Genomic DNA, 24,988 nt, shown 5'->3' on the forward strand with positions numbered 1-24,988 from the left:
ACGCGCGCAGGCGCGACTCATGCGAGCCCGGACTCCTCGGTGCGCACCAGGATGCACCCACATTCGGGGCAGGACACCACGAGGTCATCCGCCGCTCGCCTGATGTCGTTCAGATCCGTGCTGGGGAGCAGGATGCGGCACCCCTCGCAGGTACCGCGGGTCAACAGGGCGGCACCTGCGCTGTTCTTCGCGCGGCGGTCGTACTCCGCCAGCAAGGCAGGCGACACGGTCTCCGCGACGGCCGCACGATCGCGGGCGAGCTGTGCGCCGAGGTCGGTGGCTGCTGCGACGTCCGCCTTCGCCTGCGCGGTGAGCGCCGACCCCTCGGCGGTCGTCGTGTCGAGGAGCGCCTGCTGCGCGGCGACGGCGGCCTCTGCCTCTTCGAGACGGCCCATGACGTCGAGCTCGGCATCTTCGAGGTCACTCTGTCGGCGGGCGAGGCTGCCGAGCTCGTGCTCGAGCGCCTGCGCGTCCTTCGGATTCGTCGATGCGGCCAGGCGTTCGGCGTCGCGGTTCCGGCGTGCCTCGACGACGGCGACATCCGACTCCAGCCGCTTCAGCTCGGTGCGCACGTCGTCTCTGGTACCCGCGAGTGCGGTCAGCTCGCGGAGCTGGTCCTGACGGATCGCCACGAGCTCGGTGATCCGCTCCGCCTGGCTCGGCTTGGTCTTGGCACGCTCGACCTGCGCGATGCGCCGGTCGAGGTCGGCGATGTCGAGCAGGGTGCGCTGGTTCTCGGGGCTGGCGTTCACGCTCTCAAATCTAGCCGCTGTCGCGACATCCGCCCATCAGTGCACGTCGCCGTCGACGTAGTACCAGTGCCGGTCCTCGCGCACGAAGCGGCTGCGCTCATGGAGCGAGCCTCTCGTGGCGCGCTGCTGCCAGAACGCCTCGAACTCCACGATGCCCTCGCGGTCGAACGGGCCCCCGGCCTCGCGATCGATCACGAGCAGCCGCCGCCACCGCAGATCCGGTTCGAACTCGATCGTCCCCGGTCTCGTCGTCGGATGCCACGTGCGCAGGAGATGCGCCTCGTCTCGCAGAGAGAACGCGGAGTAACGCGAACGCATCAGGCGTTCGGCCGTCGGCGCCGTCGCTCCGTCGAGGAGCGGTCGGCAGCATCGGCCGTACACATCGCCGGATGAGCAGGGGCACCGATCGTGCTCGTCGATCGTGACGTCATCCGACGCCATCTCCGCCTCCGATGTCATCCCTCCAGCGTACGCTCGGGGAAAAGGCCAGAAGGAGCACCGTGACCACTCAGCCCGTCGTCCCCTCGTTCACCGCCCACAACGGGTTCGCCCTCCCCGCGATCGGCCTGGGCACGTACGCCCTGAACGGCGATGCCGGGGCCGAATCGGTCAGCGCCGGCATCGGTGCCGGCTACCGGCTCGTCGACACCGCATTCAACTACGAGAACGAGGGCTCGGTGGGCCGTGGGGTCGCTGCTTCCGGGGTGGCACGTTCGGACGTGATCGTCACCACGAAGCTCCCCGGACGACACCACCCGTCGCCGAAGGCGCGCACCAGCATCGAGGAGAGCCGCTCCCGCCTCGGACTCGACGTGACCGACCTGCATCTCATCCACTGGCCCAACCCCAGCCAGGACGAGTACGTCCAGGCATGGGCCGCGCTCGTCGACGCCCAGGCCAGAGGCGTCGTGCGCCAGATCGGCGTCTCCAACTTCCTCCCGGAGCATCTGGAGCGCATCGAGCACGAGACCGGGGTGAGGCCCGTGGTCAACCAGATCGAGGTGCATCCGTACTTCCCGCAGGACGAGCAGTTGGCCTACCACCGCGAACGCGGCATCCTCACCGAAGCGTGGAGCCCGTTGGGACGCGCGAAGGAGCTCTTCGACGAACCGGTGATCACCGAGATCGCGTCGTCCCGCGGCATCACCACCGCGCAGACGGTGCTCGCATGGCATGTGGCCCGCGGCACGGTCTCCATCCCGAAGGCCTCGTCGCTCGAACACCAGGTGACGAACCTCGCCGCCGCGGAGATCGTGTTGGACGACGCGGAGGTTGCCGCGATCACCGCGCTCGGTCGCCCGGACGGGCGCCTGTTCGACGCCGATCCGCGGACCCACGAAGAGTCCTGACGACCGCTGGTCAGACGTTCTGCGTGCCGAGGACCCGCAGGAACTCGAGCTTGCTCGCGGATTCGCTCCCCGGCGCTGCCGTGAGCACGATGAGCGCCTGCGACTCGTCCTCGGTGAACAGCGCCTGACAGTCGACCTCGATCTCACCCAGCTCGGGATGCACCATCACCTTGTGCTGCTCGAATCGTCGACTCACCTCGTGCGCGTCCCACAACTCCACGAACTCCGAGCTGCGCACCGTCAGCTCCGCAACGATGTCACCCGCCCTCGATCGAGCACCCATCACCCCGTATGCGGCACGCAGCGAGCCCACGAGCGCACGGGCCTGTCGCGGATGGTCGGTTTCCCGGTAGCGCAGCCGTTCGGTATCGGGGTAGGCGAACCAGCGGTAGATGCCGCTCCGGTCGAGTCCGGTGAGAGTGGTCGCGTCGCCGATCAGCGGACGGGATGCGTCGTTCTGCACGAGCACTTCGTCGAGCACCGAGACGACGAACGCGGGGGTGTCGTGCAGCCGGTCGAGCACGCGGAGGATGCCCGGGCGCACGTACTCCGCGAGCCGGGCACGATCGGGGGCGCTGTGTCCGCAGAGCCGGAAGAGATAATCCCGCTCGTCTTCGGCCAGCCGCAGGGCCCGGGCCAGGGCGGTGAGGATCTGGACACTCGGCTGAGGCCCTCGTCGTTGTTCCAGTCGCGTGTAGTAGTCCGTCGACATTGTCGCCAGCTGCGCGACCTCTTCTCGGCGCAGACCCGCGGTGCGACGCCGCGGTCCTGCCGCGAGTCCGACGTCGGCCGGGCTCAGCGCCTCGCGTCGACGGAGGAGGAATTCGGCCAGTGCATCGCGGTCCACCTCAGAAGTATCCCCCGCTGCCGGCTCGCGTTCCAGGGATCGCCCGTCCCTGGATGACCGCTCTCTGGAGCGGCTGCCACAGGAGGACGACGGTGGGGATATGAACATCAGCGGAAACACCATCTTCATCCCCGGCGCCACGAGCGGCATCGGTCTCGCTCTCGCGTTGCGGCTGCGGGAACGGGGGAACACCGTGATCGTCGGAGGGCGCCGCGAGGACCGTCTCGCGACGATCGCCGGCGAGCACCCCGACATCCACACCGTGCAGGTCGACACGACGGATGCGAGCAGCATCGAAGCAGCGGCGGCCGAGGTGCTCGCCGCGCACCCCGGTCTCAATGTGCTCATCACGATGGCGGGCGTCATGCGGGCCGAGGACTGGAGCACGCCCTCGGGATTCCTCTCCGCCGCGGAGGAGACGGTCGTCACCAACATCCTCGGCCCCATCCGACTCATCGCCGCTTTCGTCGAGCACCTCCGCGCCCAGGGCGACGCGACGATCATGACCGTCTCGTCCGGACTCGCGTTCGCCCCGCTCCGGGTGACACCCACCTACAACGCCAGCAAGGCCGCGATCCACATGCTCAGCGAGTCCCTGCGCCTGCAGTTCGAGGGGAGCAGCGTGTCGGTGCTCGAGCTCGAGCCTCCCGCTGTGCGCACGGCGCTCATGCCGGGCCACGAGGACAACGAGTCGGCGATGCCGCTCGACGAGTTCATCGACGAGGTCATGGCCTTGATCGAGGCCCAGCCCGACGCCGCCGAGATCCAGGTCGAGCGGGTGAAGTTCCTCCGCTACGGCGAGGCCCGCGGTGATTACGATCAGGTCGTCGCCACGCTCAACCGCACGGACCCGCACGGCCGGTGATGCGGAGCGGGGTGTCGGCTTCGCACCGACCCCCCGCTCACGGGCGCAGGGATGCCGCCGCAGTCGTGAGGGCGTCGGCGGACTGGCGCAACAGGGCCAGCTCCCCGTCGGAGAAAGATGTGTTCCGGATCGGCACCGCCCCCGTCGCGCTCACGATCGACGGCACCGAGAGTGCGACACCGTCGATACCGTGGAAATCACGCAGCACGGTACTCACCGGCATCACGGCGTGCTCGTCACTCAGGATCGCCTCGACGATGCGCGCACTCGACAGGCCGATCGCGTAGTTGGTCGCGCCCTTGCCCAGGATCACCTTGTACGCGGCGTCACGCACGTCCACGGCGATCTCCTGCAGCTCATCGAGGGTGAATCGCGGGTGCCCCGGAGTCTCCCACTCCAGGATCGGCACCGTGCCGATCGTCGCACGGGACCAGAGCGGGAACTCGGTGTCGCCGTGCTCGCCGATGATGTGCGCATGGACGCTCGCCGTCGAGACACCGGCGCGCTGTCCGAGCTTCCAGCGCAGCCTCGAGGTGTCGAGCACGGTTCCCGAGGCGAAGATGCGCTCGGGCGGAAGCCCGGTCTCCTCCTGCGCGATGACCGTCAGCACGTCGCAGGGATTCGTGACGATCACGTAGATCGCGTTCGGGGCGACCTCCAGCAGATCCGGCATCATGCCACGGATGATGCCTGCGTTGACCTCGGCGAGCTCGATGCGGGTCTGGCCTGGCTTCTGCTTCGCGCCGGCCGTGATCACGACGACGTGCGAACCCGCGGCGACGGAGATGTCACTCCCGCCGATGATGTCGCTCGAGCCGGTGAACTGCGTGCCGTGAGCGAGGTCGAGCACCTCGGCCTCGACCTTCTCGGTCGCGATGTCGTAGAGCGCGACATGCCGCGCGGAACCCCTGATCAGTGCCGCATAGGCGACACTCGACCCCACACTTCCCGCGCCGACGACCGTGAGCTTCGAGTTCTCGATGATCTCCATGCGCTCAGTCTCGCAGTGGAACGTGTCGATGCGGGAGGGCTGTCGCCGGAAGAATGCCCCAGAACGGTCAGAGCGCGGCGGCCACAGCGTCGGCGGCGGTCGGATGTGTGAATCGGAAGCCGGACAGCTCCAGCACCTGCGGACGCACATCCGCATCCGGGAGCAGGAGCGAGTCGGCGGCATCGCCGAGTGCGATCCGGAGCGCCCAGGCGGGGGCGGGGAGCCAGAACGGCCGGTGCATCCGCTCGGCGAGAGCGCGCCCGATGTCGTTCGCAGACGCGGGAGTGGGCCCCGTGAGGTTGACCGGCCCCGAGATCTTCGCGTCGAGGATGTGACGGATCGCACGCACCTCGTCGTCGAGTGAGATCCAGGGCCAGATCTGCGTGCCCTGACCGAGCGGGCCCGAGACGCCGAACCGGGTCAGCTGGATGAGCGGTTTGAGCACTCCTCGCCGATGGATGACGGGAGCGGTACGCAGCAGCGCGACCCTGGTGTGGTCCTCCGCGCGTCGGGCTTCGGCCTCCCACCGCACCGTCAGATCCGCCAGGAACGTCTGCCCTGCAGCGGAGTCCTCCGTGAGGATCTCGCCGGGAGCGGAACCGTAGTAGCCGACCGCGGACGCCGAGACGAGAGCCGGAGCATCGGACCGCAGCGCACGGAGGGCGGTCGTCAGGGTGCGGGTGGCCTGCAGACGCGAGTCGACCAGCTGACGACGATAGCCGCGCGTCCACGGAAGTCGTCCGACGCTGGCACCCCCGAGCGCGACCACGGCGTCGGCGCCTGCCACGACATCAGGGTCGAGCGCGCTCTCGCCCGGCGCCCACTGCGCCTCATCCTCGGATCGCGGCGCACGACGCACCAGGGTGGTGACCTCGATACCGTCGGTGCGCAGCGAAGCGGCCAACGCGGAACCGATCAGGCCAGAGGCCCCGCTGATGACGATGCGTCCCGCCATGTGTGAAAGCTCCCCGCTGTCGATTCTGGAGTCCTGCCGTGCGGTACAGCGTACGCGCCGCGCTGCGCCCGCCCCTCGGGCCTTGCCTCGGCGACCGCGACGCGGTATGCACCGGGCCGGATCACTCGGCGCGCCTGTAGTGCGTCACGATCGCTCCGTTGCGCAGCGGCTCCGCCGAGACCAGTTCGAGCTTCCGCGTGTCGGACGATCGATCCCGGAACAGGGTCGGACCGTGCCCCGCGATCCGGGGGTGGATGAGGAACCGGTACTCGTCGATCAGATCGAGCCTGTCGAGTTCGGCGGCGAGGGCGCCGCTTCCGAGGAGAACACCCTCCGGCGTGTCGTCTTTGAGACGCTGCACGCCCTCTCGCAGGTTCCCGGCTATCCGATGGGTGTTCGTCCAGGGGAACTCATCGCGCGTGGAGGACACCACGTACTTGGGTTTGACCTCGAGAGCGAGCGCCCACTCGCGCAGCGCCGGCGGGGCCTCCACCTCGCCGCGAGCGACCGCGGGCCAGGCGTCCTCCATCATCTCGTAGGTCGTGCGACCCCAGAGCACGGCGCCGGAATCCTCCAGCAACCGCGTGAAGTAGGCGTGGGTCTCGTCATCGGCGATCCCCTCCTCATGGTCGACGCAGCCGTCCAGGGTGATGTTGAGGCTGAAGGTCAGAAGTCCCATGTCGGGAGCCTAGATCCGCAGCGAGGCGACCGCCAGGGAGTCGACGGGAAGCCGAAGGGCAACGGACCCCGCATCTGCCCGATAAGGTCGCGATCATGGGTTTCTCGGTGCTCGGGCTCGCGCTGAGTCTCGCCGTGTTCGCCCCCAACCTGCTGCTGGTGTGGTTCCCTCCTCGACCGGCGATGGAGCGCGTCGCCGTGCCGAAGGTCGTCGAGGTCCTCGAACGTTCAGGGCAGGCACTCTGCGTGACGGTGCCGGTGATCACGGTGGGCGATCGCCCGCTCTGGTGGTGGGCGATCCCCGCGGCGATCCTCGTCGTGGCGTACTGGGCCCTCTGGGGGCGTTACCTCGTGTCGGGCAGACGACTGTCGTCGCTGTTCGCCCCGGTCGTCGGAGTTCCCGTTCCGATGGCGCTGCTACCGGTCGGCGTGTTCCTCGCCGGTGCCGCGTGGCTCCAGAACCCTTGGATCGCGATTGCGGCGGCGGTGCTCGCCGCCGGGCACATCCCGAACTCGGTGATCGCTGCGAAGCCTCGTTAGTGGTCGCGGCGGGGTGAGCCGTCTCGGTGGAGGTGGGCCCTGCCGGGATCGAACCGACGACATCCACGGTGTAAACGTGGCGCTCTACCAGCTGAGCTAAAGGCCCTGGTGTGCCCAGTCTATCGGGCGGACGATGCGCACCCGTGTCGTGGAAGAGGGATAGGCTGAACCCGGCGCGCGTTGTGCACAGCTGACAAGGCTGCCCGTGTCGCTTCCCGTTTCCTTGGCATGACCTGCCAGCTTGACGAAAGGTTCCCCCGTGACCGTGCACGACCAGGATCCGTACTCCCAGGGTCCCCAGGACAGCGACCCGGAAGAGACGGGCGAATGGCAGCAGTCGCTCGATGAGCTGGTTGACGCCAAGGGCCACGGACGTGGCCGCGAGATCATGCTCAGCCTCCTCAAGCGCTCCAAGGAGCTGCACCTGGGCGTGCCGATGGTCCCGACCACCGACTACATCAACACCATCGCGCCGGAGAACGAGCCCGAGTTCCCTGGCGACGAGGAGGTCGAGCGCCGGTACCGCGCCTGGATCCGCTGGAACGCGGCCATCACGGTGCACCGCGCCCAGCGCCCCGGCATCGGCGTCGGTGGTCACATCTCGACGTACGCGTCCTCCGCGGCGCTGTATGAAGTGGGCTTCAACCACTTCTTCAAGGGCGCCGACCACCCCGGTGGCGCCGACCAGATCTTCATCCAGGGCCACGCCTCACCCGGCACCTACGCCCGCTCCTTCCTCGAGGGGCGCCTCACCGAGGACCAGCTCGACGGCTTCCGCCAGGAGAAGTCGCACGCGCCGAACGGCATCCCGTCCTACCCGCACCCGCGCCTGATGCCGGAGTACTGGCAGTTCCCGACGGTGTCGATGGGCCTCGGTCCGATCAACGCCATCTACCAGGCGATGTCGAACAAGTACCTCGAGAACCGCGGCATCAAGGACACGTCCCAGTCGCACGTCTGGGCATTCCTGGGCGACGGCGAGATGGACGAGGTCGAGAGCCGCGGACAGCTGCAGGTCGCAGCCAACGAGGGACTGGACAACCTCACCTTCATCGTCAACTGCAACCTGCAGCGCCTCGACGGCCCCGTGCGCGGCAACGGCAAGATCGTGCAGGAGCTCGAGTCGTTCTTCCGCGGCGCGGGCTGGAACGTCATCAAGGTGGTCTGGGGCCGCGAGTGGGACGACCTGCTCGCCCGCGACACCGAGGGTGCGCTGCTCAACCTCATGAACGTCACCCCCGACGGCGACTACCAGACGTACAAGGCCGAGTCCGGCGCATACATCCGTGAGCACTTCTTCGGCCGCGACGAGCGGGCCGCGGCCCTCGTCAAGGACTACTCCGACGACGACATCTGGAACCTCAAGCGCGGTGGCCACGACTACCGCAAGGTCTACGCCGCGTTCAAGGCCGCGACCGAGCACAAGGGCAAGCCCACCGTCATCCTCGCGAAGACCGTCAAGGGCTACGGCCTCGGACCGCACTTCGAGGGCCGCAACGCGACCCACCAGATGAAGAAGATGACGCTGGACAACCTCAAGACGTTCCGCGACGCCATGCACATCCCGATCACGGATGCGCAGCTGGAAGAGAACCCGTACCTGCCCCCGTACTACAACCCGGGGCCTCAGGACGAGACGATCCAGTACATGCTCGAGCGCCGCAACGCGCTCGGCGGGTTCCTCCCGGAGCGCCGCTCGACCCACGTCGGGCTCTCCCTCCCGGACGATTCGGCATATGCCTTGCCCAAGAAGGGCTCCGGCACGCAGGAGATCGCCACGACCATGGCGTTCGTCCGCCTGCTGAAGGACCTGCTGCGCTCCAAGGAGTTCGGTCACCGCATCGTGCCGATCATCCCCGACGAAGCGCGCACGTTCGGCATGGACGCCTACTTCCCGTCGGCGAAGATCTACAACCCGAACGGCCAGCACTACACCTCGGTCGACCGTGAGCTCCTCCTCGCCTACAAGGAGAGCCCGCAGGGCCAGATCGTGCACGTCGGCATCAACGAGGCCGGCGCCCTCGCCGCCTTCACCGCGGCGGGCACGTCCTATGCCACGCACGGCGAGCCGCTGATCCCGGTCTACATCTTCTACTCGATGTTCGGATTCCAGCGCACGGGCGACGCCCAGTGGGCAGCCGGCGACCAGATGGCCCGCGGGTTCATCATGGGCGCCACGGCCGGTCGCACCACCCTCACGGGTGAGGGACTCCAGCACGCCGACGGCCACTCGCACCTGCTCGCCGCCACCAACCCGGCGACGATCTCGTACGACCCGGCCTACGGCTACGAGATCGCGCACATCGTGCGCTCCGGTCTCGAGCGGATGTACGGCGGCCAGCACGAGGACCCGAACGTGATGTACTACATCACGCTCTACAACGAGCCTCTCGTGATGCCGGCCGAGCCGGAGGATGTGGACGTCGACGGCATCGTCCGCGGTATCCACCGCGTCTCCGTCGGCGAGGGCGAGGGACACCGCGCACAGCTGTTCGCATCCGGTGTCGGACTCCCCTGGGCCCTCGAAGCGCAGGAGCTGCTGAAGAAGGACTGGGGCGTGATCGCCGATGTCTGGTCGGTCACCTCGTGGACAGAGCTGCGCCGCGACGGCCTCGCCGCCGACGAGCACAACTTCCTGCACCCCGAGGCCGAGCCGCGCACCGCGTACCTCACTCAGAAGCTCCAGGGTGCCGAGGGACCGGTCGTCGCGGTCAGCGACTTCATGCACGCCGTGCAGGACCAGATCCGTCCGTGGGTCCCGAACCGCTTCGCCACTCTCGGTGCCGACGGCTTCGGCTTCTCCGACACCCGTGCCGCCGCACGGCGCTTCTTCAAGATCGACGGCCCGTCCATCGTGGTCCGCACGCTGCAGTCGCTCGCCGAGGACGGCAAGGTCGACCGTTCGCTCGCGGCCCAGGCGATCGAGAAGTACCGCCTGCACGATGTGAACGCCGGGACCAGCGGCAACGCGGGCGGCGAAAGCTGAGCCCTCGGTGACAGGTTCTTCTCCCTCCGGCATGGACAAGGCCGCGACACTCACCTGGCTGCGCCGGATCTCCGGTGACATCGCTTCGGTGACGATCAAACGCCTGGAGGACACCCTCCCGTGGTACGCCGACATGCCACCAGCCCGCCGCTCCGCGGTCGGGCTGGTGGCCCAGGCGGGCATCACCTCGTTCATCCAGTGGTATGAAGACCCCACCTCCACGCCGTGGATCGCCGCCGACATCTTCGCGGCAGCCCCGCGCGAGCTGCTGCGCAGCGTGAGCCTCCAGCAGACTCTGCAGCTCATCCGCGTGACGGTCGAGGTCACGGAGGAACGCGTCGCCGGACGAGGCGACGATCTGCGGGAGGCGATCCTCCTCTACTCCCGCGATGTGGCCTTCGCCGCCGCTGATGTGTATGCCAGAGCCGCCGAAGCCCGCGGACTCTGGGATGCCCGGCTGGAGGCCCTCGTCGTCGATTCGATCCTCACCGGCGAAGCCGACGAAGAGCTGCCGAGCCGGATCGCCGCACTCGGATGGCATGGTCATGGCGAAGTGGCCGTGCTCGTGGGCACCACGCCCGCGCAGTTCGACGTCGACCTGGTTCGTCGCACCGCACGCAAGCTCGCGGTCGACGTGCTCATCGGCGTGCAGGGTTCCCGGCTCGTGCTGGTCCTGGGGCGCGCCCGCGTCGAGGGGCAGGACGGCGAAGAGGAAGAGCTCGGGTTCCGGGAGATCGCCTCCCGCCTCGAGCCCTCGTTCGGTCCTGGCTATGTCGTGCTCGGACCGGAGGTCGCCGCACTCGTCGATGCGAGCCAGAGCGCCCGTGCCGCTCTCGCCGGTTTCGCGGTCGCCCGTGCATGGCGCGGTGCTCCCCGCCCGGTCGAAGCCGACGACCTGCTGCCCGAGCGCGCCCTCGCCGGCGACCCGCTCGCCAAGCAGACCCTCATCGAACGCATCTTCCGCCCGTTGCAGGCCCACTCGACCGACCTGGTCACCACGCTGTGGAGCTACCTCGACAACGGGCGCTCCCTCGAGGCCACGGCACGCGAGCTCTTCGTGCATCCCAACACCGTGCGATACCGCCTGAAGCGCGTCAGCGAGGTGATCGGCTGGGATGCCACCGGTCCCCGCGAGGCCCTCATCCTGCAGACCGCGCTGATCCTCGGCTCGATCGGCGCCGCAGACCAGGTCCGTCGACGCGCACCGCTTCGCCGCCCTTCGCGCTGAGTCGGCTTTCTGTACGCCACACACAAGGGTTTTTCGGAATCTTGTGATGGATCATCCACCGCTTCGCCCCGATCGTTGGCAGACTGGGTGGGTGATTGTCGTCGTATGCCCTGGACAGGGCTCGCAGACCCCCGGTTTCCTCGCCCCCTGGCTCGAGCTCGACGGAGTGGCAGACCGCCTCGCCGTGTACTCGGACGCCGCGGGGGTCGACCTGATCGAGCACGGGACGGTGTCGGACGCCGACACGATCCGGGACACGCGCGTCGCGCAGCCCCTGATCGTCGCCGCGTCGCTGATCGCCGGTGACGCACTGACGCAGCGAGCCGGACGCCGCGCCGACGGGATCGCCGGTCACTCGGTCGGTGAGATCGCCGCGCTCGTCGGCAGCAACGTGATCGATGCCGACACCGGTATGCGCCTCGTGGGCATCCGCGGGCGGGCGATGGCTGATGCCGCGGCGCAGGAGCAGACGGGTATGAGCGCCGTGCTCGGAGGCGACGAAGACGCTCTCCTCGCGCGCCTCACCGAACTCGACCTCTCGCCCGCCAACTACAACGGCGGCGGCCAGATCGTCGTCGCCGGCGCCCTCCCCGCACTCGCCGCACTCGCGGAGGAGCCGCTCAAGGGCACCCGCGTGGTCCCGCTGCAGGTCGCCGGAGCATTCCACACGCAGTACATGGCTTCCGCCGTCACAGCCCTCCGTGACGCCGTCGCCGACGTCACGCCGGCAGATCCCGACATCACCCTGTGGACCAACCGCGACGGCTCTGCCGTCACGGACGGCCCGCAGGCGCTGAGCTTCCTCGTCGACCAGGTGTCGTCGCCGGTGCGATGGGACCTCTGCATGCAGTCGTTCGCCGAAGCCGGCGTCACCGGTGTGATCGAACTGGCCCCGGCCGGCGCTCTGGTGGGTCTCGCCAAGCGCGGCCTCCGTGGTGTCCCCACCGTCGCCGTGAAGACCCCTGAAGACCTCGATGCAGCAGTCGCGCTGCTGAACGGAGAAGCCGCATGAGCGTCACCCTCGCCCAGCTCACGGGTCCCGCGTACACGCGCATCTACTCGTACGGCGCCGCCCGCGGTGAGAACGCCGTGCCCAACGAGGACCTGATCGGCCCGATCGACTCCAGCGACGAGTGGATCCGTCAGCGCACCGGCATCGTGACGCGCGCTCGCGCCGACAAGGGCACGGACGCGATCGACCTGGCCACCGCCGCGGCTGCCGAGGCGATCGAGAAGTCGGGTGTTCCGGCAGATCAGGTCGACCTGGTGATCGTGGCGACGATCAGCAACCCCAAGCAGACCCCCTCGGTCTCGGCGATCGTCGCCGATCGCGTCGGAGCGAATCCCGCTGCCGCGTACGACATCAACGCCGCCTGCGCCGGATACGCCTACGCGATCGCCCAGGCCGATGCGCTGATCAAGGCCGGGGCCGCCCGCTACGCGCTGGTCATCGGTACAGAGAAGCTCTCCGACGTCGTCGACCCGACCGACCGCAGCATCTCGTTCCTCCTCGGCGACGGGGCGGGCGCCGCACTGATCGGTCCGAGCGACACGCCCGGCATCGCCCCCGCCGTCTGGGGATCCGACGGTTCCAAGGCCGACGCCGTGGGAATGAACGGCACCCTCACCGACTTCCGCGACGGCGTGGTTCCGTGGCCGACCCTGCGCCAGGAAGGTCCCACCGTCTTCCGCTGGGCGGTCTGGGAGATGGCGAAGGTCGCGCGCGAGGCACTGCACAAGGCGGGTGTGGAGCCGGCCGACATCGCCGCCTTCATCCCCCACCAGGCCAACATGCGGATCATCGACGAGTTCGCCAAGCAGCTGAAGCTGCCGGAGACCACGGTCATCGCGCGCGACATCGAGACCACGGGCAACACCTCGGCCGCGTCCATCCCCCTGGCCAGCCACCGTCTGATGGCCGAGCACCCCGAGCTTTCCGGTGGACTCGCGCTGCAGATCGGATTCGGTGCGGGACTCGTGTTCGCCGCACAGGTCGTCGTCCTTCCCTGAGAATGCGCTGACTTTCCCTAGACTGTTCCACGGTTCCGAAAACAACCCGCAAGAAAGAGGAAGACCACATGGCTTTCACCAACGACGAGGTCCTCGCTGGCCTCGCAGAGCTCATCACCGACGAGACCGGCATCAACGCTTCCGAGGTCGCCCTCGAGAAGTCGTTCACGGACGACCTCGACATCGACTCCATCTCGATGATGACGATCGTCGTCAACGCCGAGGAGAAGTTCGGCGTCACCATCCCCGACGACGAGGTCAAGAACCTCAAGACCGTCGGCGACGCCGTCAACTTCATCGTCGCGGGCCAGGAGTAATCCCGGCAGGATGCCACCCCCGCACCTCGCGGGGAGTGGCATCCGCCGACCTGCCCTCTCACCCGTTCGACTTCGTTTCGACAAGGAACCACACCCCATGACCAAGCGCATCGTCGTCACCGGCATCGGCGCCACCTCCGCCATCGGCGGCACGGCCCCGGAGAACTGGACGAACCTGCTTGCCGGCATGTCCGGCACCCGCACGCTCGAACACGACTGGGTGCAGCAGTACGAGCTGCCCGTCACGTTCGCCGCCGAGGCGATCGTCCGCCCGGAAGAGGTTCTCCCCCGGCATGAGGCCAAGCGCCTCGACCCCTCGTCGCAGTTCGCGTTGATCGCGGCGCGCGAAGCCTGGGAGGATGCAGGTTCCCCCGAGGTGGCTCCCGAACGGCTCGGCGTCGACTTCGCCACCGGGATCGGCGGCCTCTGGACGCTTCTCGACGCATGGGACACCCTGCGCGAGAAGGGTCCCCGTCGGGTGATGCCGCTCACGGTCCCGATGCTCATGCCGAACGCCGCTGCGGGCAACCTGTCGCTGCAGTTCCATGCACGTGCCTACGCGCAGACCGTGGTCAGCGCCTGCGCCTCCAGCACCGAGTCGATCATCCACGCTCTCCACCACCTGCAGGATGGCCTCGCGGACGTCGTGATCGCCGGTGGCACCGAGTCGGCGATCCACCCCATCACGATGGCCTCCTTCGCCTCCGCGCAGGCGCTGTCCCGGCGGAACGACGACCCGGCCCATGCCTCCCGCCCCGGTGCGATCGACCGCGACGGGTTCGTCATGGGTGAGGGCGCCGCCGCACTCATCCTCGAGACCGAGGAGCACGCGAAGGCACGCGGGGCCAAGATCTACGGGTATGTGCTCGGCGGCGGAGTCACAGCCGACGCCTACCACATCACCGGGAACGACCCCGAGGGGAACGGTGCGGCACGAGCCGTGACCCAGGGCCTCGACGAGGCCGGCGTCACCGCCGACCAGGTCACGCACATCAACGCGCACGCGACGTCGACGCCGGTGGGCGACCCGAACGAGTACGTCGCGCTCAAGAAGGTCTTCGGCGAGCGGATCGACGAGATCCCGGTCTCCGCGACGAAGGCTTCGACCGGACATCTGCTGGGCGGCACCGGCGCGCTCGAGGCGATCTTCTCGCTCCTCGCCCTGCGCGACCGCGTCGCACCTCCGACGATCAACATGACGGAGCCGGACCCCGCGGTCCCGTTCCGTCTCTCAGGCGAAGCCACGCCTCTCGGCGACGGCCCGCAGATCGCGATCAGCAACTCCTTCGGCTTCGGCGGACACAACGCGGTCCTCGTTCTCGCCAGCGCCGACTGATACGCCACGCACACGAAGAGCGGCCCTCGGGATTCCGAGGGCCGCTCTTCGCGTATGCATGAGGATCGCACGGATGCATGAGTATCCACCGGTACTCGGTCATGCCCGTATGCACAGGTCATGCAGAGGCGCACGGAGCCGTCAGGCGGAGCGGAGGCTCCCGAGCTTTCGCGAACGGGTCTCGCGCATCCGGGTGATGCGCGAGAGGAACCAACCGATCAACGGACCGACGCCGAAGGCGAAGAGGACGGTTCCTACTCCGACGGGGCCTCCGAGGAGGAAGCCGACGAGCAGCACGCTCCCCTCGATCAACGTGCGCACCAGCCATACCGCCCAGCCTGTTCGCCGAACGAGTCCCGTCATCAGGCCGTCACGAGGGCCCGGGCCGAAGTCGGCAGCGATGTAGAGGCCGGTCGCGAAGGCCAGCAGCAGCAGCCCGAAGACGAACATCGGAGCGCCGATCCATACCGAGGACGGCTGCGGGATCAGGGCGAGCGCGAGGTCCGCACTCGGACCGACGAGCAGGGCATTCAACACGGTGCCCAGCCCCACGCGTTGGCGCAACGGGATCCAGAGCAGGAGGACGACGATCGAGACCAGCACGGTCATGACGCCGTATCCGAGCCCGGTCTGCTCCGCGAGACCGAGTGCCAGCACGTCCCACGGTGCCACTCCGATGCCACCGCGCACCATGAACCCGAGCGCGACGCCGTAGAGGAACAGACCGACGAGCAGCTGCACGAACCGCTCGACGAGGTCACGCCGACTGGTGGCGGTCACGGGGAGGAGCACGGAGCGGAGGATCATCCCTCCACTCTGGCCCCTGTCCCCCCATCCGAAGCGATACCACTCACCGCAAAGTGGCCTGCGTAGATCAGTCCACTTTGCGTCATGCTGGACATATGGGATCACGTCTCGTCGAACAGCTCGGGGTGCACAACGTCGCCGGCGCCACGGCATCGGCGCTCGCAGACCAGATCAGGGCGCTGATCCTCGACGGCCGCCTCACCGTCGGCGAGCGTCTCCCGAGTGAGCGCGCCCTTGCGCTCGAGCTGCGCCGTTCTCGTTCCACGATCACTCGCGCGTACGGCATCTTGGAATCGGACGACTACGTCTCGCGCCTGCACGGGGGAAGCACGCGCGTCACCCTCCCGAATGGACATGCTGCTCCTGGAGCCGAGGCCGACGACGAGTCGATCGACCTCTCCATCGCGTCGATGGACTCGACGCCGGGGTTGTACGACGCGACCGTGCGGTCGCTGCCCCGTCTCGCGGCGCTGCGCGGCACCAGCGGGTACTCGCTCCGCGGACTCCCCGAGCTGCGCGAGGCGGTCGCTCAGCGCTTCCGCGATCGGGGCGCACCGACGTCGGCCGACGAGATCATCATCACCTCCGGAGCGCTCAATGCGATCAATCTGATCCTCGCGGCGATCGGGCGTCGCGGAGAGAAGGCGCTGGTGGAGCAGCCGACTTTCCCTCACGCGCTGGAGGCCCTGCACCGCCACGGGTACCGGCTTGTTCCGACGCCCGTGGATGCCGACGGGTGGGATGCCAGGCACCTGAACGAGACGCTGCTCAGCGCCCGGCCGCATGTCGCCTACCTCATCCCCGACTTCCACAACCCGACCGGAGCGACCCTTCCCGATGACGAGCGGTCGCGGATCACGACCACAGCCCGCAACGTGGGTACCCACCTCATCGTCGACGAGACGACCACCGAACTCGACATCGACCGGGGATGGTCACCGACTCCGATGGCCGCGGGCGGGCCCAATGTGATCACCGTCGGATCGATGTCGAAGATCGCCTGGGGCGGGATGCGCATCGGCTGGATCCGTGCGGAGTGCTCCGTCATCGCGCGGCTGCTCGCCGTGCGCCCCTCCTTCGAACTCGGCACGGCCCTGCTCGAGCAGTGCATCGCCGTCGAACTCCTCGCCGACATGTCGGCGCTCACAGCGCATGTCCGTCGACGTCTGCACGCCGGACGCAGCGCCGTCGAGGAAGGGGTGGCCGCCATCCCCGGGTTCCGGATGCCACATACGCCTGGCGGACTCTCCGCCTGGGTCGACATCGGCGCACCGCTGTCGACCGCGCTCTCTCTCGCCGCCCGCGAAAGGCAGCTCGTTCTTCCTCCCGGCCCCCGCTTCACGACGGGCGGAGTGCTCGAACGCCGACTGCGCATCCCCATCACGCTGCCCCCCGAGCGCATGTCGGAAGCGATGCGGCGGTTGTCCCTGGCCTGGGACGACGTGCGCGGCGGGAGCCCGTCCGCGTCCGGTGCGTTGCAGCACGCGGCCGTCATCTGACACGGACGACGAGGACCCCGCCTCGCTTCCGGGGCGGGGTCCTCGTCGTGCGGAGCGGGGATACGTCTTCTCAGCGTCCGGGATCACTCACCGGCATCCGATACTCACGCCTCCCCCGTTCCGGTCTGTGGCGCCGGGCTAGCCGACCTTATGGAGCCAGACGACTCTGGCGTCGTCGCTGGCATGCCGGAAGGGCTCCAGTTCCTCATCCCACGCCGACCCCAGGGCGATGTCGAGTTCGCGCTGCAACTCGACGGCACTCCCTGCCGCGATCTCCATCGCGTAGCGGATGCGGTCCTCGCCGACCACGATGTTGCCGGCTGCGTCGGTCTGGGCATAGTGGATACCGAGGTCGGGCGTATGCAGCCACCGGCCGCCGTCGCTGCGCGGCGTGGGGTCCTCGGTCACCTCGAAGCGGAGGTGCTCCCACCCACGGATGGAGGTCGCGAGAGCCGCGCCGGTACCGACGGGGCCGTCCCAGTAGAACTCCGCCCGTCGGGCACCCTCGAGCACGGGCTGCTCGGTCCAGTCGAAGTTCACCGCACGCCCGATAGCGCGACCCACCGCCCATTCGAGGTGCGGGCAGAGCGCGCGAGGCGCAGAGTGGATGAACACCACTCCGCGTGCGTAAGCCGTCGCCATGATCTCTCCGTTTCATCAGGTGCGTCTTCCCCAACGACCTGAACCACGAAGTGGCGAGAATATGCGGTTGTGCGCCCATTCTCGCCGAGATCCCCGCAAATCACAAGCATGTGGTTCCACGACGAGGGCCCCGGTCCGTAGACCGGGGCCCTCGGGCGCTTCGACGGGCTCAGCGACCCACCGTGGAGATGCTCACGCCTCGCTCATGGCCTGCTTGACCTGCTGGCCCTTCGCGGCGTAATAGGCCGCGCGAGCAGCATCCTTGCGGGCCTGCTCGGCATACCCGAACTCGAGCGTCTCCTGGTCGACCTCGTAGTTGGGCACGTCGTCGGTGCCGTGGTACTTCTCGATGTAGGCGTCGAGCTCGGGGCCCGAGGTCCACGACGTGATGAGGCAGTAGCGGGGCTCGGTGCCGTTGTGGGTGGCCGCGTGCCACAGGCGCTGCGTGTCCACGATGAGCTGAGCGCCGGCCGGGAGGGCGATACGGTACTCGATGCTCGGGTCGGTGCGGTTCTCACGCAGGACGAAGTAGCTGTCCTTGTCGTCCGTGAGGTTGAAGAAGCCACGGACGACCCAGCCGGTGCCATCCGGGTTGAGGCGGTTGTTGTCGTCCTGGTGGAGGTTGTAGAGGCAGTCACCGTAGGGCGTCGGCTGCAGCTCGATGACGCGGCACCGACCAACGTTCGCACCCGGCTCCTGAGCGCGCCGCGTCAGGTTCGGGGCCTTCTCGGTCTGGGAGTCGATCCAGACGCCGTCCTTGTCGGTGCGCGGCGGCTTGTGGTTCCAGAACCCGTTGCACTCGATGTCGCCGAAGGCACTGGCGAGAGGTGCGAAGCGGGTGTCGCCCGACGACTTCCAGTCGTTGTACTCGATGTCGAGCCACTCCTTGGGGTCGAGCTCCTGGTTGTAGCTGTCGAGGACGACGAATCCCTTTTCCTCGAGCGCAGCGGACTTGATGTATCCCATGATCGAGTCATGTTCCTTTCATCGGGGGCCAGCACGTTTTAACAGGCCCTGATAAGGCAAGCCTAACAGCGTCCCCCGCGAGCCCCTCGGAGGTCGACCGTGCATAACCGAATAGACTGATCGGGGCGCCCGGCCAGGCCTCGGCACCCGTCGCAACGGGAGGACGAGACACCAGCATGAGCACCGCGACCAACGTCGAGGCGACAGCAGTCAACACGATCGAGTGGCTCGCGGCGGGCGGCACCACCATCGTGGTCCCCGTGTATCAGCGGCAGTACCGATGGGACATCGGCGGCTGCGAGCGGCTGCTCTCCGACATCCGCGCCGTGGCAGGCGAAGACGACGCCCACCGTCACTTCATCGGTTCGATCCTCTCCGCGCAGGACAACGTCTCCTCCGATGCCGACCTCATCCTCATCGACGGCCAGCAGCGCATCACCACGCTGATGCTGCTCGTCGCTGCGCTGCATCACTCCATCCGCGACACCGACCCCTCACTGGCGGCCGATCTCGAACGCGTGCTCGTCCGCTCCGACTCCCCCGGTCGCACGAAGCTGCGCCCGCACGACGCCTGGGCTGACCTGTACGAATCGGTCGTGTTGGATCGACGCGGCGATGCCGATCGCGAGTCCCGCTTCGACGACAACTACGCCTTCTTCCGCAGTCAGATCCATGTCGACGAGGTACCCACCATCTGGCGAGGGCTGCAGAAGCTCGAGCATGTGTCGATCACCCTCGGCGCTCGCGCCAACGCCCAGCAGATCTTCGAGAGCCTGAACTCGACAGGCGAACCGCTGCGTGACCACGAGCTCATCCACAACTACATCCTCATGGGACTCAGTCACGCCGAGCAGATCGACGTCGAGACACGATTCTGGCTGCCGATCGAACGGCACACCGGTGAGGCGGTCGGCGCCTTCTGGCGGCACTACCTCGTGTTCGTCACCGGCCGCGAGGTCGCCGCGAACGGGGAGCACGGGGTCTACAGCGCCTTCCGGCAGTCGTTCCCTCGCGTCGACGTCGCCCACCTGCAGGCCCACGCGGCGCAGTGGCGACACTACGCGGAGATCTACGGCATCCTGCTCGACCCGTCGCAGGAGCAGGACCCCGGGATCGCGCAGCAGCTGCGTCACGTCAACACCTTCGGTCGTTCCTCGTACCCTCTCGTGATGAGCGCGTACAGCGACCACGTCCGCGGGGTCATCGACCGCGACGAGTTCATCGAGACCCTGGAGTGGTTGCAAGCCCTGTACCTGCGCCGTGCGCTGGTGAACCTGCCGGCCGAACGACTCGTCGCGAGACTGTGCCGGGCCCGCCGTGACGGCAGGGATGCGCTCGCGCGGGCGTTCGCTCGCATCACCCCGTCGGACGAGCGGGTGAGCGCGGTGCTGAAGTACAGCGAACTCCCCCACCCTGCCTACGTGCTCGGACGGTTGGAAGGCGTGGAAGACCTCGACGCCTACGACATCGAGCACATCGTCCCGACCGTGCCGGGCGACGCGTGGTCCGGCGACGGTACGCGCCAGTGGAGCGAGTACTCCGAGGACGAGCAGAACAGCCATCGCGCGCTCGCCCCGACCCTCGGCAACCTCACCCTGCTCGAGGAGCACCTCGCTGAGCGCGTGTTCGGCGCCTCGTTCCCTGTCAAGCGCTCGGACGCGTACGCACGCAGCGCGGTGCCGGCGACGCGAGAGCTGGCCGACGTCGACTCGTGGAACACCGCAGCGATCACACGCCGCACCGTCGCGCTCACCTCCGACCTGATCCGCATCTGGGCGCGACCCGCCCTCCCCGAGATCGACGACGACGGACTGACCCCGATCCTGGATGCCGTGCGCCGCCGCGGGTGGCCGACCGGATGGGAGCGGGAGTTCGACTACGTCGAGTATCGAGGCGAGCGCTGGGAGGTGCCGGACGTGAAGTACCTCTTCAACCGGGTCTTCCGCCGCGCCTGGACCGACACGAGAGACGCAGCCCTCGCCTACTGTGCCGCACACGGAGGGCCCATCTATCAGGACATGGCCTGGAAGGGTCAGTGGGATGAGCTCGGCGAGGGGCACTTCCTCTACATGGGCTGGGATTCCAACTACATGATGACCGCTGTGCAGGGTGTGCTCGAGGAGTCGGGCATCGCCTCGGAGGTCTTCGTCAAGTACTCCTACATCGGGAATGTGATGTGAACATGAGCACCATCGTGCGCAAGCTGCAGGACCTCACCGTCGAAGAGCACACTCTCACCGTCCCGCTGGTATGGGGCGACCCCCTGGACCATCGAACCATCGACGTCTTCGCGCGCGTGGTCGCTCGCGAGGGCGGTGAGGCCCTTCCCTACCTGGTGTTCCTGCAGGGCGGACCCGGCCACGAAGCGCCGCGCCCCTTCCACTCCTCGACGTCGCCTGCCTGGCTCGACGAAGCGCTCGCCCACTACCGTCTGGTGCTTCTCGACCAGAGAGGCACCGGACGTTCGACCCCGGTCGGCGATCTCGACCTCGAACGCGGTTCGGCAGCGGTCGCCGAGCATCTGACCCATCTGCGGGCCGACGCGATCGTGCGCGACTGCGAGGCTCTGCGCGAGCACCTGGGAGCCACCACCTGGAGCGTGCTCGGACAGTCCTTCGGTGGCTTCACGACCCTCGCGTATCTCTCCACCGATGCCGGATCCCTCGACGACGTCTTCATCACCGGCGGGCTCAGCGCGGTGGGGCGTCACCCCGACGATGTCTACGCTCTCTGCTACGACAAGATGCGGGATGCCTCCGAACGCTACTACCGCCGTTTCCCCGAGCACCGCGACGCGATGCGAAGGCTCGTCGATCTCGCGGACGCGGGCGACATCGTCCTCCCCGACGGAGAGGTCGTCTCGCGCTCGCGCCTGCGGTCGATGGGATCCGCACTCGGCACCGACGACGGATGGCAGACCGTCTGGTCGCTCCTGGAGCGCGATCCCGCCTCCAACGCCTTCCGATACGACCTGATGCACGCGATGCCCTATGACGGCCGCAACCCGCTGTACTTCACCTTCCACGAGTCGAGCTACGCCGACGGTCACGCCACTCGGTGGTCGGCCGAGCGCACCGAGCCCACGGACTTCCGCGACGACCCGACGCTGTTCACCGGCGAGCACATCCGCCGCGAGTGGACCGAGTCGGTGCCGGCCTTCCAGCCGTGGCGTGATGTCGCCCTCGAGCTCGCAGAATTCGAGTGGCCGCAGATCTATGACGCCTCAGCGATCGTCGCATCGGGCGCCACCGGCGCGGCCGCGGTCTACGTCAACGATGTCTACGTGCCGTACGAGTTCTCGATCGAGACGGCGAAGCTCCTGCCCGGGGTACAGCTCTGGCAGACGAGCGAGCATGAGCACAACGGCCTGCGTTCCGGCCCCGTGCTCTCCCGCCTGATCGACCTCGCCCACGGCCGACGCATCCGCTGACGGCATCCGCCGAGAGGAGGATGTCCTTTCTCGCCGACCTGCCTATCCTGTAGTCGTGAAGGATGCGATGGCGTGGACGACGGTGGTCTTCATCCTCGCCGTGGGTCCTGCCCTGCTGATCTTCGGAATGATGCACACGTTCTCGCGCAAGCCGGTGGAGAAGAAGTACGAGCGTGTCGCGAACGGCGGCCTCGTCGGCGTGTTCGACAGCGTTTGGTCTCCCACCGCGCACGAGGCGGCACAGGAGCGCGATCGCCAGACACAGCGCACAGCCCCCGCGCCCTCTCCGGGCGATCCTCCGAGCTCTATCGACGACGGCCTTATCGTCATCGACATCTGAGCACAAGCATCTGAGTACGAAGAAGGCCCCACGCTCCGAGGAGCATGGGGCCTTCCGTGCGGCAGTCGTTACTTGGACGAGCCGCCGAAGCCCTTGAAGCGCTGGTTGAACTTCTCGACGCGGCCGGCCGAGTCCATGATGCGCTGCTTGCCCGTGTAGAACGGGTGCGAAGCCGAGGAGATCTCGACGTCGATGACGGGGTACTCCACGCCGTCGAGCTCGATGGTCTTGTCGCTCGAGACGGTCGAACGGGTGAGGAACGTCTCGCCCGAACCCAGGTCGCGGAACACGACAGCCTTGTACTCGGGGTGAATGTCAGTCTTCATGGGATTCCTTAGTTGCTGCCCTGGATTGTGCCAGGGACGAGGGAAGTCTGCGGTGCAGAGAGCACCAAGGATCGATTCTATCAGACCCTGATCAGGACGCCGCGCGCGCGGCGTAGCGTCCGTCTTCGCTGCTGAGCACGATCGGCATCCCGAACGTGTCGGTGAGCGTCTCCGCTGTGAGCGTGTCGGCGATCGGGCCCGCCGCGACGACGGAGCCGTCACGGATCAGCATCACGTGGGTGAACCCTACCGGGATCTCCTCGACGTGGTGCGTCACCATCAGCATGGCCGGCGTGGTCGGAGACGACGCGTATCCGCTGAGGAGCGCGAGGAGCTCCTCACGGGAGCCGAGGTCGAGGGAAGCCGTCGGCTCGTCGAGCAGCAGGAGCTCGGGGTCGGTCATCACGGCACGCGCGATCTGGACCCGCTTCTGCTCGCCGTCGCTGAGCGTACCGAACGTCCGGTCGGCGAGGTGGTCGAGACGCCAGTCACCGAGGACGCGGAGCGCGCGACGCTCGTCGATGTCCTCGTAGTTCTCGTTCCAGCGACCGAGCACGGAGTATGCGGCGGTGAGCACGGTGTTGAGCACGGTCTCGTCTCGCGGCACGCGCTTGGCCATCGCCGACGACGCGAAGCCGATGCGCGGCCGCACCTCGAACACGTCGGTCCTGCCGAGGGTCTCCCCCAGCACGGTCACCGTTCCGGCCGTCGGATGCATGAGCGTGTCGGCCAGCTGGAGCAGGGTCGTCTTGCCCGCACCGTTCGGGCCCAGGATCACCCATCGCTGGTCGTCGTCGACCCGCCAGTCCACGTGATCGATGATGTTGCGCCCCTCACGGCGCACGACGACGTCGGTGAATTCCAGAGCGCTCGGCATGTCCCCCAGCCTATCGGCTCAGGCGGTCAGCTCCGCGTAGAGCGCGCGCGTCGTCTCGGCGATCGCCGCCCAGCTGAACTCGTTGCGCGCCCTCTCGCGCCCGGCCTCGCCGTACGTACGTGCGCGGTCCGGGTCCATCGCGACCTCGGTGAGCACGGCTGCGAGGTCGGCCACATAGCGCTCCGGGTCGACCGGCGTGCCCGTTCCGTCCTGCGCCTGCTCGATCGGCACGAGGCGACCGGTCACGCCGTCGGCAACGACCTCGGGGATACCGCCGGTCGCCGTCCCGACGACCGCCGCACCACAGGCCATCGCCTCGAGGTTCACGATCCCCAGCGGCTCGTAGATGGAAGGGCAGACGAACGTCGTCGCGGCCGTGAGGATCGCCGAGAGCTCGTCGCGGGGAAGCATGCGCTCGACCCAGATGACGCCGTCCCGCTCCTGCTGGAGCAGGCGCACACCCTCCTGGACCTCGGCCATGATCTCCGGAGTGTCCGGAGCACCCGCGCAGAGGACGAGCTGCACCTCGGGAGGGAGGAGCCGCGCCGCCTGCAGCAGATACGGCAGCCCCTTCTGCCTCGTGATCCGGCCGACGAAGACGACGGACGGACGAGCGGCGTCCATCCCGATCGATCGCAGGAAGGCTTCGTCGTGCACCGGACGCCATCGGTCGACGTCGATCCCGTTGTGGATCACCCGCACCCTCGCCGGGTCCACCTGCGGGTAGCTGCGCAGGATGTCGGCGCGCATCCCGGCGCTCACCGCGATCACGGCGGCCGCGTTCTCGTACGCCAGTCGCTCGATCCCGCTCGACACCGCATAGCCACCGCCCAGCTGCTCGGCCTTCCACGGCCGAAGGGGCTCGAGGCTGTGCGCCGTCAGGACGTGAGGGATGCCGTGCAGCTGTGAGGCGAGGTGACCGGCGAAATTCGCGTACCAGGTGTGACTGTGCACGATGTCGGCGTCGGCGATGGCCGACACGATCTCCAGATCCGTGCCGAGTGTCTGCAACGCGGCGTTGGCTCCGGCGAGTTCCGTCGGCGTGCGATAGGCGAAGGTACCCGCCTCATCGCGCGGTGACCCGAACGCGCGGACCTGGACGTCGAGGTGCCGTCGGAGCGCGGCCACGAGCTCGGCGACGTGCACGCCGGCACCGCCGTAGACCTCCGGCGGGTACTCCTTCGTGATCATTTCAACTCGCATGTCTGAACGCTAGTACAGCGAGGAGGATGGCATCTATGGTGGAG

25 protein-coding genes and 1 tRNA gene are annotated in these 24,988 nt (G+C 68.0%); 13 read left to right on the forward strand and 13 right to left on the reverse strand.

What is annotated here, in order from left to right:
• Nucleotides 1-17 precede the first annotated feature (17 nt).
• Together ILP86_RS10250 and ILP86_RS10255 are read right to left on the reverse strand one after the other, a co-directional pair.
• A complete protein-coding gene (locus ILP86_RS10250) occupies nt 18-752 on the reverse strand; it encodes a zinc ribbon domain-containing protein (protein WP_193761869.1) in 735 nt (244 codons plus the stop codon).
• A 36-nt stretch (nt 753-788) separates the two neighbouring features.
• Nucleotides 789-1,211, reverse strand: a complete 423-nt coding sequence (locus ILP86_RS10255; protein WP_193761870.1) for a YchJ family protein — start codon at nt 1,209-1,211, stop codon at nt 789-791.
• Nucleotides 1,212-1,252: 41 nt separating this feature from the next.
• Here ILP86_RS10255 and ILP86_RS10260 point away from each other — a divergent pair, with 41 nt between their 5' ends.
• Complete coding sequence (locus ILP86_RS10260; protein WP_308431908.1) at nt 1,253-2,101, forward strand: aldo/keto reductase; 849 nt, start codon at nt 1,253-1,255, stop codon at nt 2,099-2,101.
• Nucleotides 2,102-2,111: 10 nt separating this feature from the next.
• Here ILP86_RS10260 and ILP86_RS10265 read toward each other — a convergent pair whose 3' ends face one another.
• Entirely contained in the window at nt 2,112-2,948 is an 837-nt protein-coding gene (locus ILP86_RS10265; protein ID WP_193761872.1) for a helix-turn-helix transcriptional regulator, read from the reverse strand.
• A 100-nt stretch (nt 2,949-3,048) separates the two neighbouring features.
• Between ILP86_RS10265 and ILP86_RS10270 the strand changes: the two genes are divergently transcribed.
• Nucleotides 3,049-3,813: an SDR family oxidoreductase gene (locus ILP86_RS10270; RefSeq protein WP_193761873.1), complete on the forward strand. Its 765-nt coding sequence runs from the start codon at nt 3,049-3,051 to the stop codon at nt 3,811-3,813.
• 37 nt (nt 3,814-3,850) lie between these two features.
• On the opposite strand, the gene ILP86_RS10275 is transcribed toward ILP86_RS10270, so the two are convergent.
• The 3 genes from ILP86_RS10275 to ILP86_RS10285 form a co-directional block, all read right to left on the reverse strand.
• Nucleotides 3,851-4,804, reverse strand: coding sequence for an L-lactate dehydrogenase (locus tag ILP86_RS10275; RefSeq protein WP_058631885.1), 954 nt, complete (start codon nt 4,802-4,804; stop codon nt 3,851-3,853).
• A 67-nt stretch (nt 4,805-4,871) separates the two neighbouring features.
• Nucleotides 4,872-5,759, reverse strand: a complete 888-nt coding sequence (locus ILP86_RS10280) for a TIGR01777 family oxidoreductase (RefSeq protein WP_193761874.1) — start codon at nt 5,757-5,759, stop codon at nt 4,872-4,874.
• Nucleotides 5,760-5,880: 121 nt separating this feature from the next.
• Nucleotides 5,881-6,438, reverse strand: a complete 558-nt coding sequence (locus tag ILP86_RS10285; RefSeq protein WP_058631883.1) for a dihydrofolate reductase family protein — start codon at nt 6,436-6,438, stop codon at nt 5,881-5,883.
• A 95-nt stretch (nt 6,439-6,533) separates the two neighbouring features.
• On the opposite strand from ILP86_RS10285, the gene ILP86_RS10290 reads away from it, so the two are divergent.
• Nucleotides 6,534-6,977: a hypothetical protein gene (locus ILP86_RS10290; protein WP_058631882.1), complete on the forward strand. Its 444-nt coding sequence runs from the start codon at nt 6,534-6,536 to the stop codon at nt 6,975-6,977.
• 33 nt (nt 6,978-7,010) lie between these two features.
• Here ILP86_RS10290 and ILP86_RS10295 read toward each other — a convergent pair.
• Nucleotides 7,011-7,083 (reverse strand) — tRNA-Val (locus ILP86_RS10295).
• Nucleotides 7,084-7,236: 153 nt separating this feature from the next.
• On the opposite strand from ILP86_RS10295, the gene aceE reads away from it, so the two are divergent.
• From aceE to ILP86_RS10325, 6 genes are all read left to right on the forward strand, one after another.
• Nucleotides 7,237-9,963: a pyruvate dehydrogenase (acetyl-transferring), homodimeric type gene (gene aceE / locus ILP86_RS10300; RefSeq protein WP_046749121.1), complete on the forward strand. Its 2,727-nt coding sequence runs from the start codon at nt 7,237-7,239 to the stop codon at nt 9,961-9,963.
• A 31-nt stretch (nt 9,964-9,994) separates the two neighbouring features.
• Entirely contained in the window at nt 9,995-11,191 is a 1,197-nt protein-coding gene (locus ILP86_RS10305; protein ID WP_061017320.1) for a CdaR family transcriptional regulator, read from the forward strand.
• A 91-nt stretch (nt 11,192-11,282) separates the two neighbouring features.
• Nucleotides 11,283-12,203, forward strand: a complete 921-nt coding sequence (locus tag ILP86_RS10310) for an ACP S-malonyltransferase (RefSeq protein WP_058631872.1) — start codon at nt 11,283-11,285, stop codon at nt 12,201-12,203.
• Nucleotides 12,200-13,201 carry a beta-ketoacyl-ACP synthase III gene (locus tag ILP86_RS10315; RefSeq protein WP_193761875.1) on the forward strand — a complete coding sequence of 334 codons (1,002 nt, stop codon included), beginning with the start codon at nt 12,200-12,202 and terminating at the stop codon, nt 13,199-13,201. The genes ILP86_RS10310 and ILP86_RS10315 overlap by 4 nt, the downstream gene beginning before the upstream one ends.
• A gap of 68 nt (nt 13,202-13,269) precedes the next feature.
• A complete protein-coding gene (locus ILP86_RS10320) occupies nt 13,270-13,518 on the forward strand; it encodes an acyl carrier protein (protein WP_017202249.1) in 249 nt (82 codons plus the stop codon).
• A 97-nt stretch (nt 13,519-13,615) separates the two neighbouring features.
• The gene (locus ILP86_RS10325) at nt 13,616-14,854 is read left to right on the forward strand and encodes a beta-ketoacyl synthase (RefSeq protein WP_193761876.1); all 1,239 of its coding nucleotides are present in this window, start codon (nt 13,616-13,618) and stop codon (nt 14,852-14,854) included.
• Nucleotides 14,855-14,995: 141 nt separating this feature from the next.
• On the opposite strand, the gene ILP86_RS10330 is transcribed toward ILP86_RS10325, so the two are convergent.
• Nucleotides 14,996-15,661, reverse strand: coding sequence for a YitT family protein (locus ILP86_RS10330; protein WP_193761877.1), 666 nt, complete (start codon nt 15,659-15,661; stop codon nt 14,996-14,998).
• Between the two features lie 95 nt (nt 15,662-15,756).
• On the opposite strand from ILP86_RS10330, the gene ILP86_RS10335 reads away from it, so the two are divergent.
• Nucleotides 15,757-17,160, forward strand: coding sequence for a PLP-dependent aminotransferase family protein (locus tag ILP86_RS10335; protein WP_058631869.1), 1,404 nt, complete (start codon nt 15,757-15,759; stop codon nt 17,158-17,160).
• Between the two features lie 138 nt (nt 17,161-17,298).
• Here the strand turns inward: ILP86_RS10335 and ILP86_RS10340 are convergent, their stop codons facing one another.
• Together ILP86_RS10340 and ILP86_RS10345 are read right to left on the reverse strand one after the other, a co-directional pair.
• On the reverse strand, nt 17,299-17,802 hold the full coding sequence (locus ILP86_RS10340; protein WP_046749126.1) for a DUF3145 domain-containing protein: 504 nt from the start codon (nt 17,800-17,802) through the stop codon (nt 17,299-17,301).
• Nucleotides 17,803-17,994: 192 nt separating this feature from the next.
• Nucleotides 17,995-18,768, reverse strand: a complete 774-nt coding sequence (locus ILP86_RS10345) for a hypothetical protein (protein WP_021200730.1) — start codon at nt 18,766-18,768, stop codon at nt 17,995-17,997.
• Nucleotides 18,769-18,944: 176 nt separating this feature from the next.
• On the opposite strand from ILP86_RS10345, the gene ILP86_RS10350 reads away from it, so the two are divergent.
• Genes ILP86_RS10350 through ILP86_RS10360 form a run of 3 tightly spaced genes read left to right on the forward strand, consistent with a single transcriptional unit; the run spans nt 18,945 to nt 22,538 of the window.
• Nucleotides 18,945-20,948 (forward strand): DUF262 domain-containing protein, encoded by a 2,004-nt coding sequence (locus ILP86_RS10350; RefSeq protein ID WP_193761878.1) that lies wholly within the window; start codon nt 18,945-18,947, stop codon nt 20,946-20,948.
• Nucleotides 20,949-20,950: 2 nt separating this feature from the next.
• On the forward strand, nt 20,951-22,198 hold the full coding sequence (locus ILP86_RS10355; protein WP_193761879.1) for an alpha/beta fold hydrolase: 1,248 nt from the start codon (nt 20,951-20,953) through the stop codon (nt 22,196-22,198).
• A 55-nt stretch (nt 22,199-22,253) separates the two neighbouring features.
• Nucleotides 22,254-22,538, forward strand: coding sequence for a hypothetical protein (locus tag ILP86_RS10360; protein WP_231728728.1), 285 nt, complete (start codon nt 22,254-22,256; stop codon nt 22,536-22,538).
• A 68-nt stretch (nt 22,539-22,606) separates the two neighbouring features.
• Here the strand turns inward: ILP86_RS10360 and ILP86_RS10365 are convergent, their stop codons facing one another.
• The 3 genes from ILP86_RS10365 to glgA all read right to left on the reverse strand — a co-directional run bounded on the left by ILP86_RS10365 (nt 22,607) and on the right by glgA (nt 24,944).
• A complete protein-coding gene (locus tag ILP86_RS10365) occupies nt 22,607-22,864 on the reverse strand; it encodes a type B 50S ribosomal protein L31 (RefSeq protein WP_021200734.1) in 258 nt (85 codons plus the stop codon).
• A gap of 91 nt (nt 22,865-22,955) precedes the next feature.
• Complete coding sequence (locus ILP86_RS10370) at nt 22,956-23,741, reverse strand: ABC transporter ATP-binding protein (protein WP_193761880.1); 786 nt, start codon at nt 23,739-23,741, stop codon at nt 22,956-22,958.
• An 18-nt stretch (nt 23,742-23,759) separates the two neighbouring features.
• Nucleotides 23,760-24,944 (reverse strand): glycogen synthase, encoded by a 1,185-nt coding sequence (gene glgA / locus ILP86_RS10375; protein ID WP_058631864.1) that lies wholly within the window; start codon nt 24,942-24,944, stop codon nt 23,760-23,762.
• Nucleotides 24,945-24,988 lie beyond the last annotated feature (44 nt).

Source organism: Microbacterium sp. R1, assembly GCF_015159725.1.
In the GTDB taxonomy this organism is placed as follows: domain Bacteria; phylum Actinomycetota; class Actinomycetes; order Actinomycetales; family Microbacteriaceae; genus Microbacterium; species Microbacterium oxydans.

What these genes read in the sequence shown, in the direction of transcription:
- ILP86_RS10285 (WP_058631883.1), bottom strand. Translation starts at nt 6,438, where the DNA reads ATGGGACTTCTGACCTTCAGCCTCAACATCACCCTGGACGGCTGCGTC.
- ILP86_RS10355 (WP_193761879.1), top strand. Translation starts at nt 20,951, where the DNA reads ATGAGCACCATCGTGCGCAAGCTGCAGGACCTCACCGTCGAAGAGCAC.
- ILP86_RS10365 (WP_021200734.1), bottom strand. Translation starts at nt 22,864, where the DNA reads ATGAAGACTGACATTCACCCCGAGTACAAGGCTGTCGTGTTCCGCGAC.
- ILP86_RS10280 (WP_193761874.1), bottom strand. Translation starts at nt 5,759, where the DNA reads ATGGCGGGACGCATCGTCATCAGCGGGGCCTCTGGCCTGATCGGTTCC.
- ILP86_RS10315 (WP_193761875.1), top strand. Translation starts at nt 12,200, where the DNA reads ATGAGCGTCACCCTCGCCCAGCTCACGGGTCCCGCGTACACGCGCATC.
- ILP86_RS10370 (WP_193761880.1), bottom strand. Translation starts at nt 23,741, where the DNA reads ATGCCGAGCGCTCTGGAATTCACCGACGTCGTCGTGCGCCGTGAGGGG.
- ILP86_RS10335 (WP_058631869.1), top strand. Translation starts at nt 15,757, where the DNA reads ATGGGATCACGTCTCGTCGAACAGCTCGGGGTGCACAACGTCGCCGGC.
- ILP86_RS10340 (WP_046749126.1), bottom strand. Translation starts at nt 17,802, where the DNA reads ATGGCGACGGCTTACGCACGCGGAGTGGTGTTCATCCACTCTGCGCCT.
- ILP86_RS10290 (WP_058631882.1), top strand. Translation starts at nt 6,534, where the DNA reads ATGGGTTTCTCGGTGCTCGGGCTCGCGCTGAGTCTCGCCGTGTTCGCC.
- ILP86_RS10325 (WP_193761876.1), top strand. Translation starts at nt 13,616, where the DNA reads ATGACCAAGCGCATCGTCGTCACCGGCATCGGCGCCACCTCCGCCATC.
- ILP86_RS10320 (WP_017202249.1), top strand. Translation starts at nt 13,270, where the DNA reads ATGGCTTTCACCAACGACGAGGTCCTCGCTGGCCTCGCAGAGCTCATC.
- ILP86_RS10255 (WP_193761870.1), bottom strand. Translation starts at nt 1,211, where the DNA reads ATGACATCGGAGGCGGAGATGGCGTCGGATGACGTCACGATCGACGAG.
- glgA (WP_058631864.1), bottom strand. Translation starts at nt 24,944, where the DNA reads ATGCGAGTTGAAATGATCACGAAGGAGTACCCGCCGGAGGTCTACGGC.
- ILP86_RS10345 (WP_021200730.1), bottom strand. Translation starts at nt 18,768, where the DNA reads ATGGGATACATCAAGTCCGCTGCGCTCGAGGAAAAGGGATTCGTCGTC.
- ILP86_RS10270 (WP_193761873.1), top strand. Translation starts at nt 3,049, where the DNA reads ATGAACATCAGCGGAAACACCATCTTCATCCCCGGCGCCACGAGCGGC.
- ILP86_RS10275 (WP_058631885.1), bottom strand. Translation starts at nt 4,804, where the DNA reads ATGGAGATCATCGAGAACTCGAAGCTCACGGTCGTCGGCGCGGGAAGT.
- ILP86_RS10330 (WP_193761877.1), bottom strand. Translation starts at nt 15,661, where the DNA reads ATGATCCTCCGCTCCGTGCTCCTCCCCGTGACCGCCACCAGTCGGCGT.
- ILP86_RS10350 (WP_193761878.1), top strand. Translation starts at nt 18,945, where the DNA reads ATGAGCACCGCGACCAACGTCGAGGCGACAGCAGTCAACACGATCGAG.
- ILP86_RS10305 (WP_061017320.1), top strand. Translation starts at nt 9,995, where the DNA reads ATGGACAAGGCCGCGACACTCACCTGGCTGCGCCGGATCTCCGGTGAC.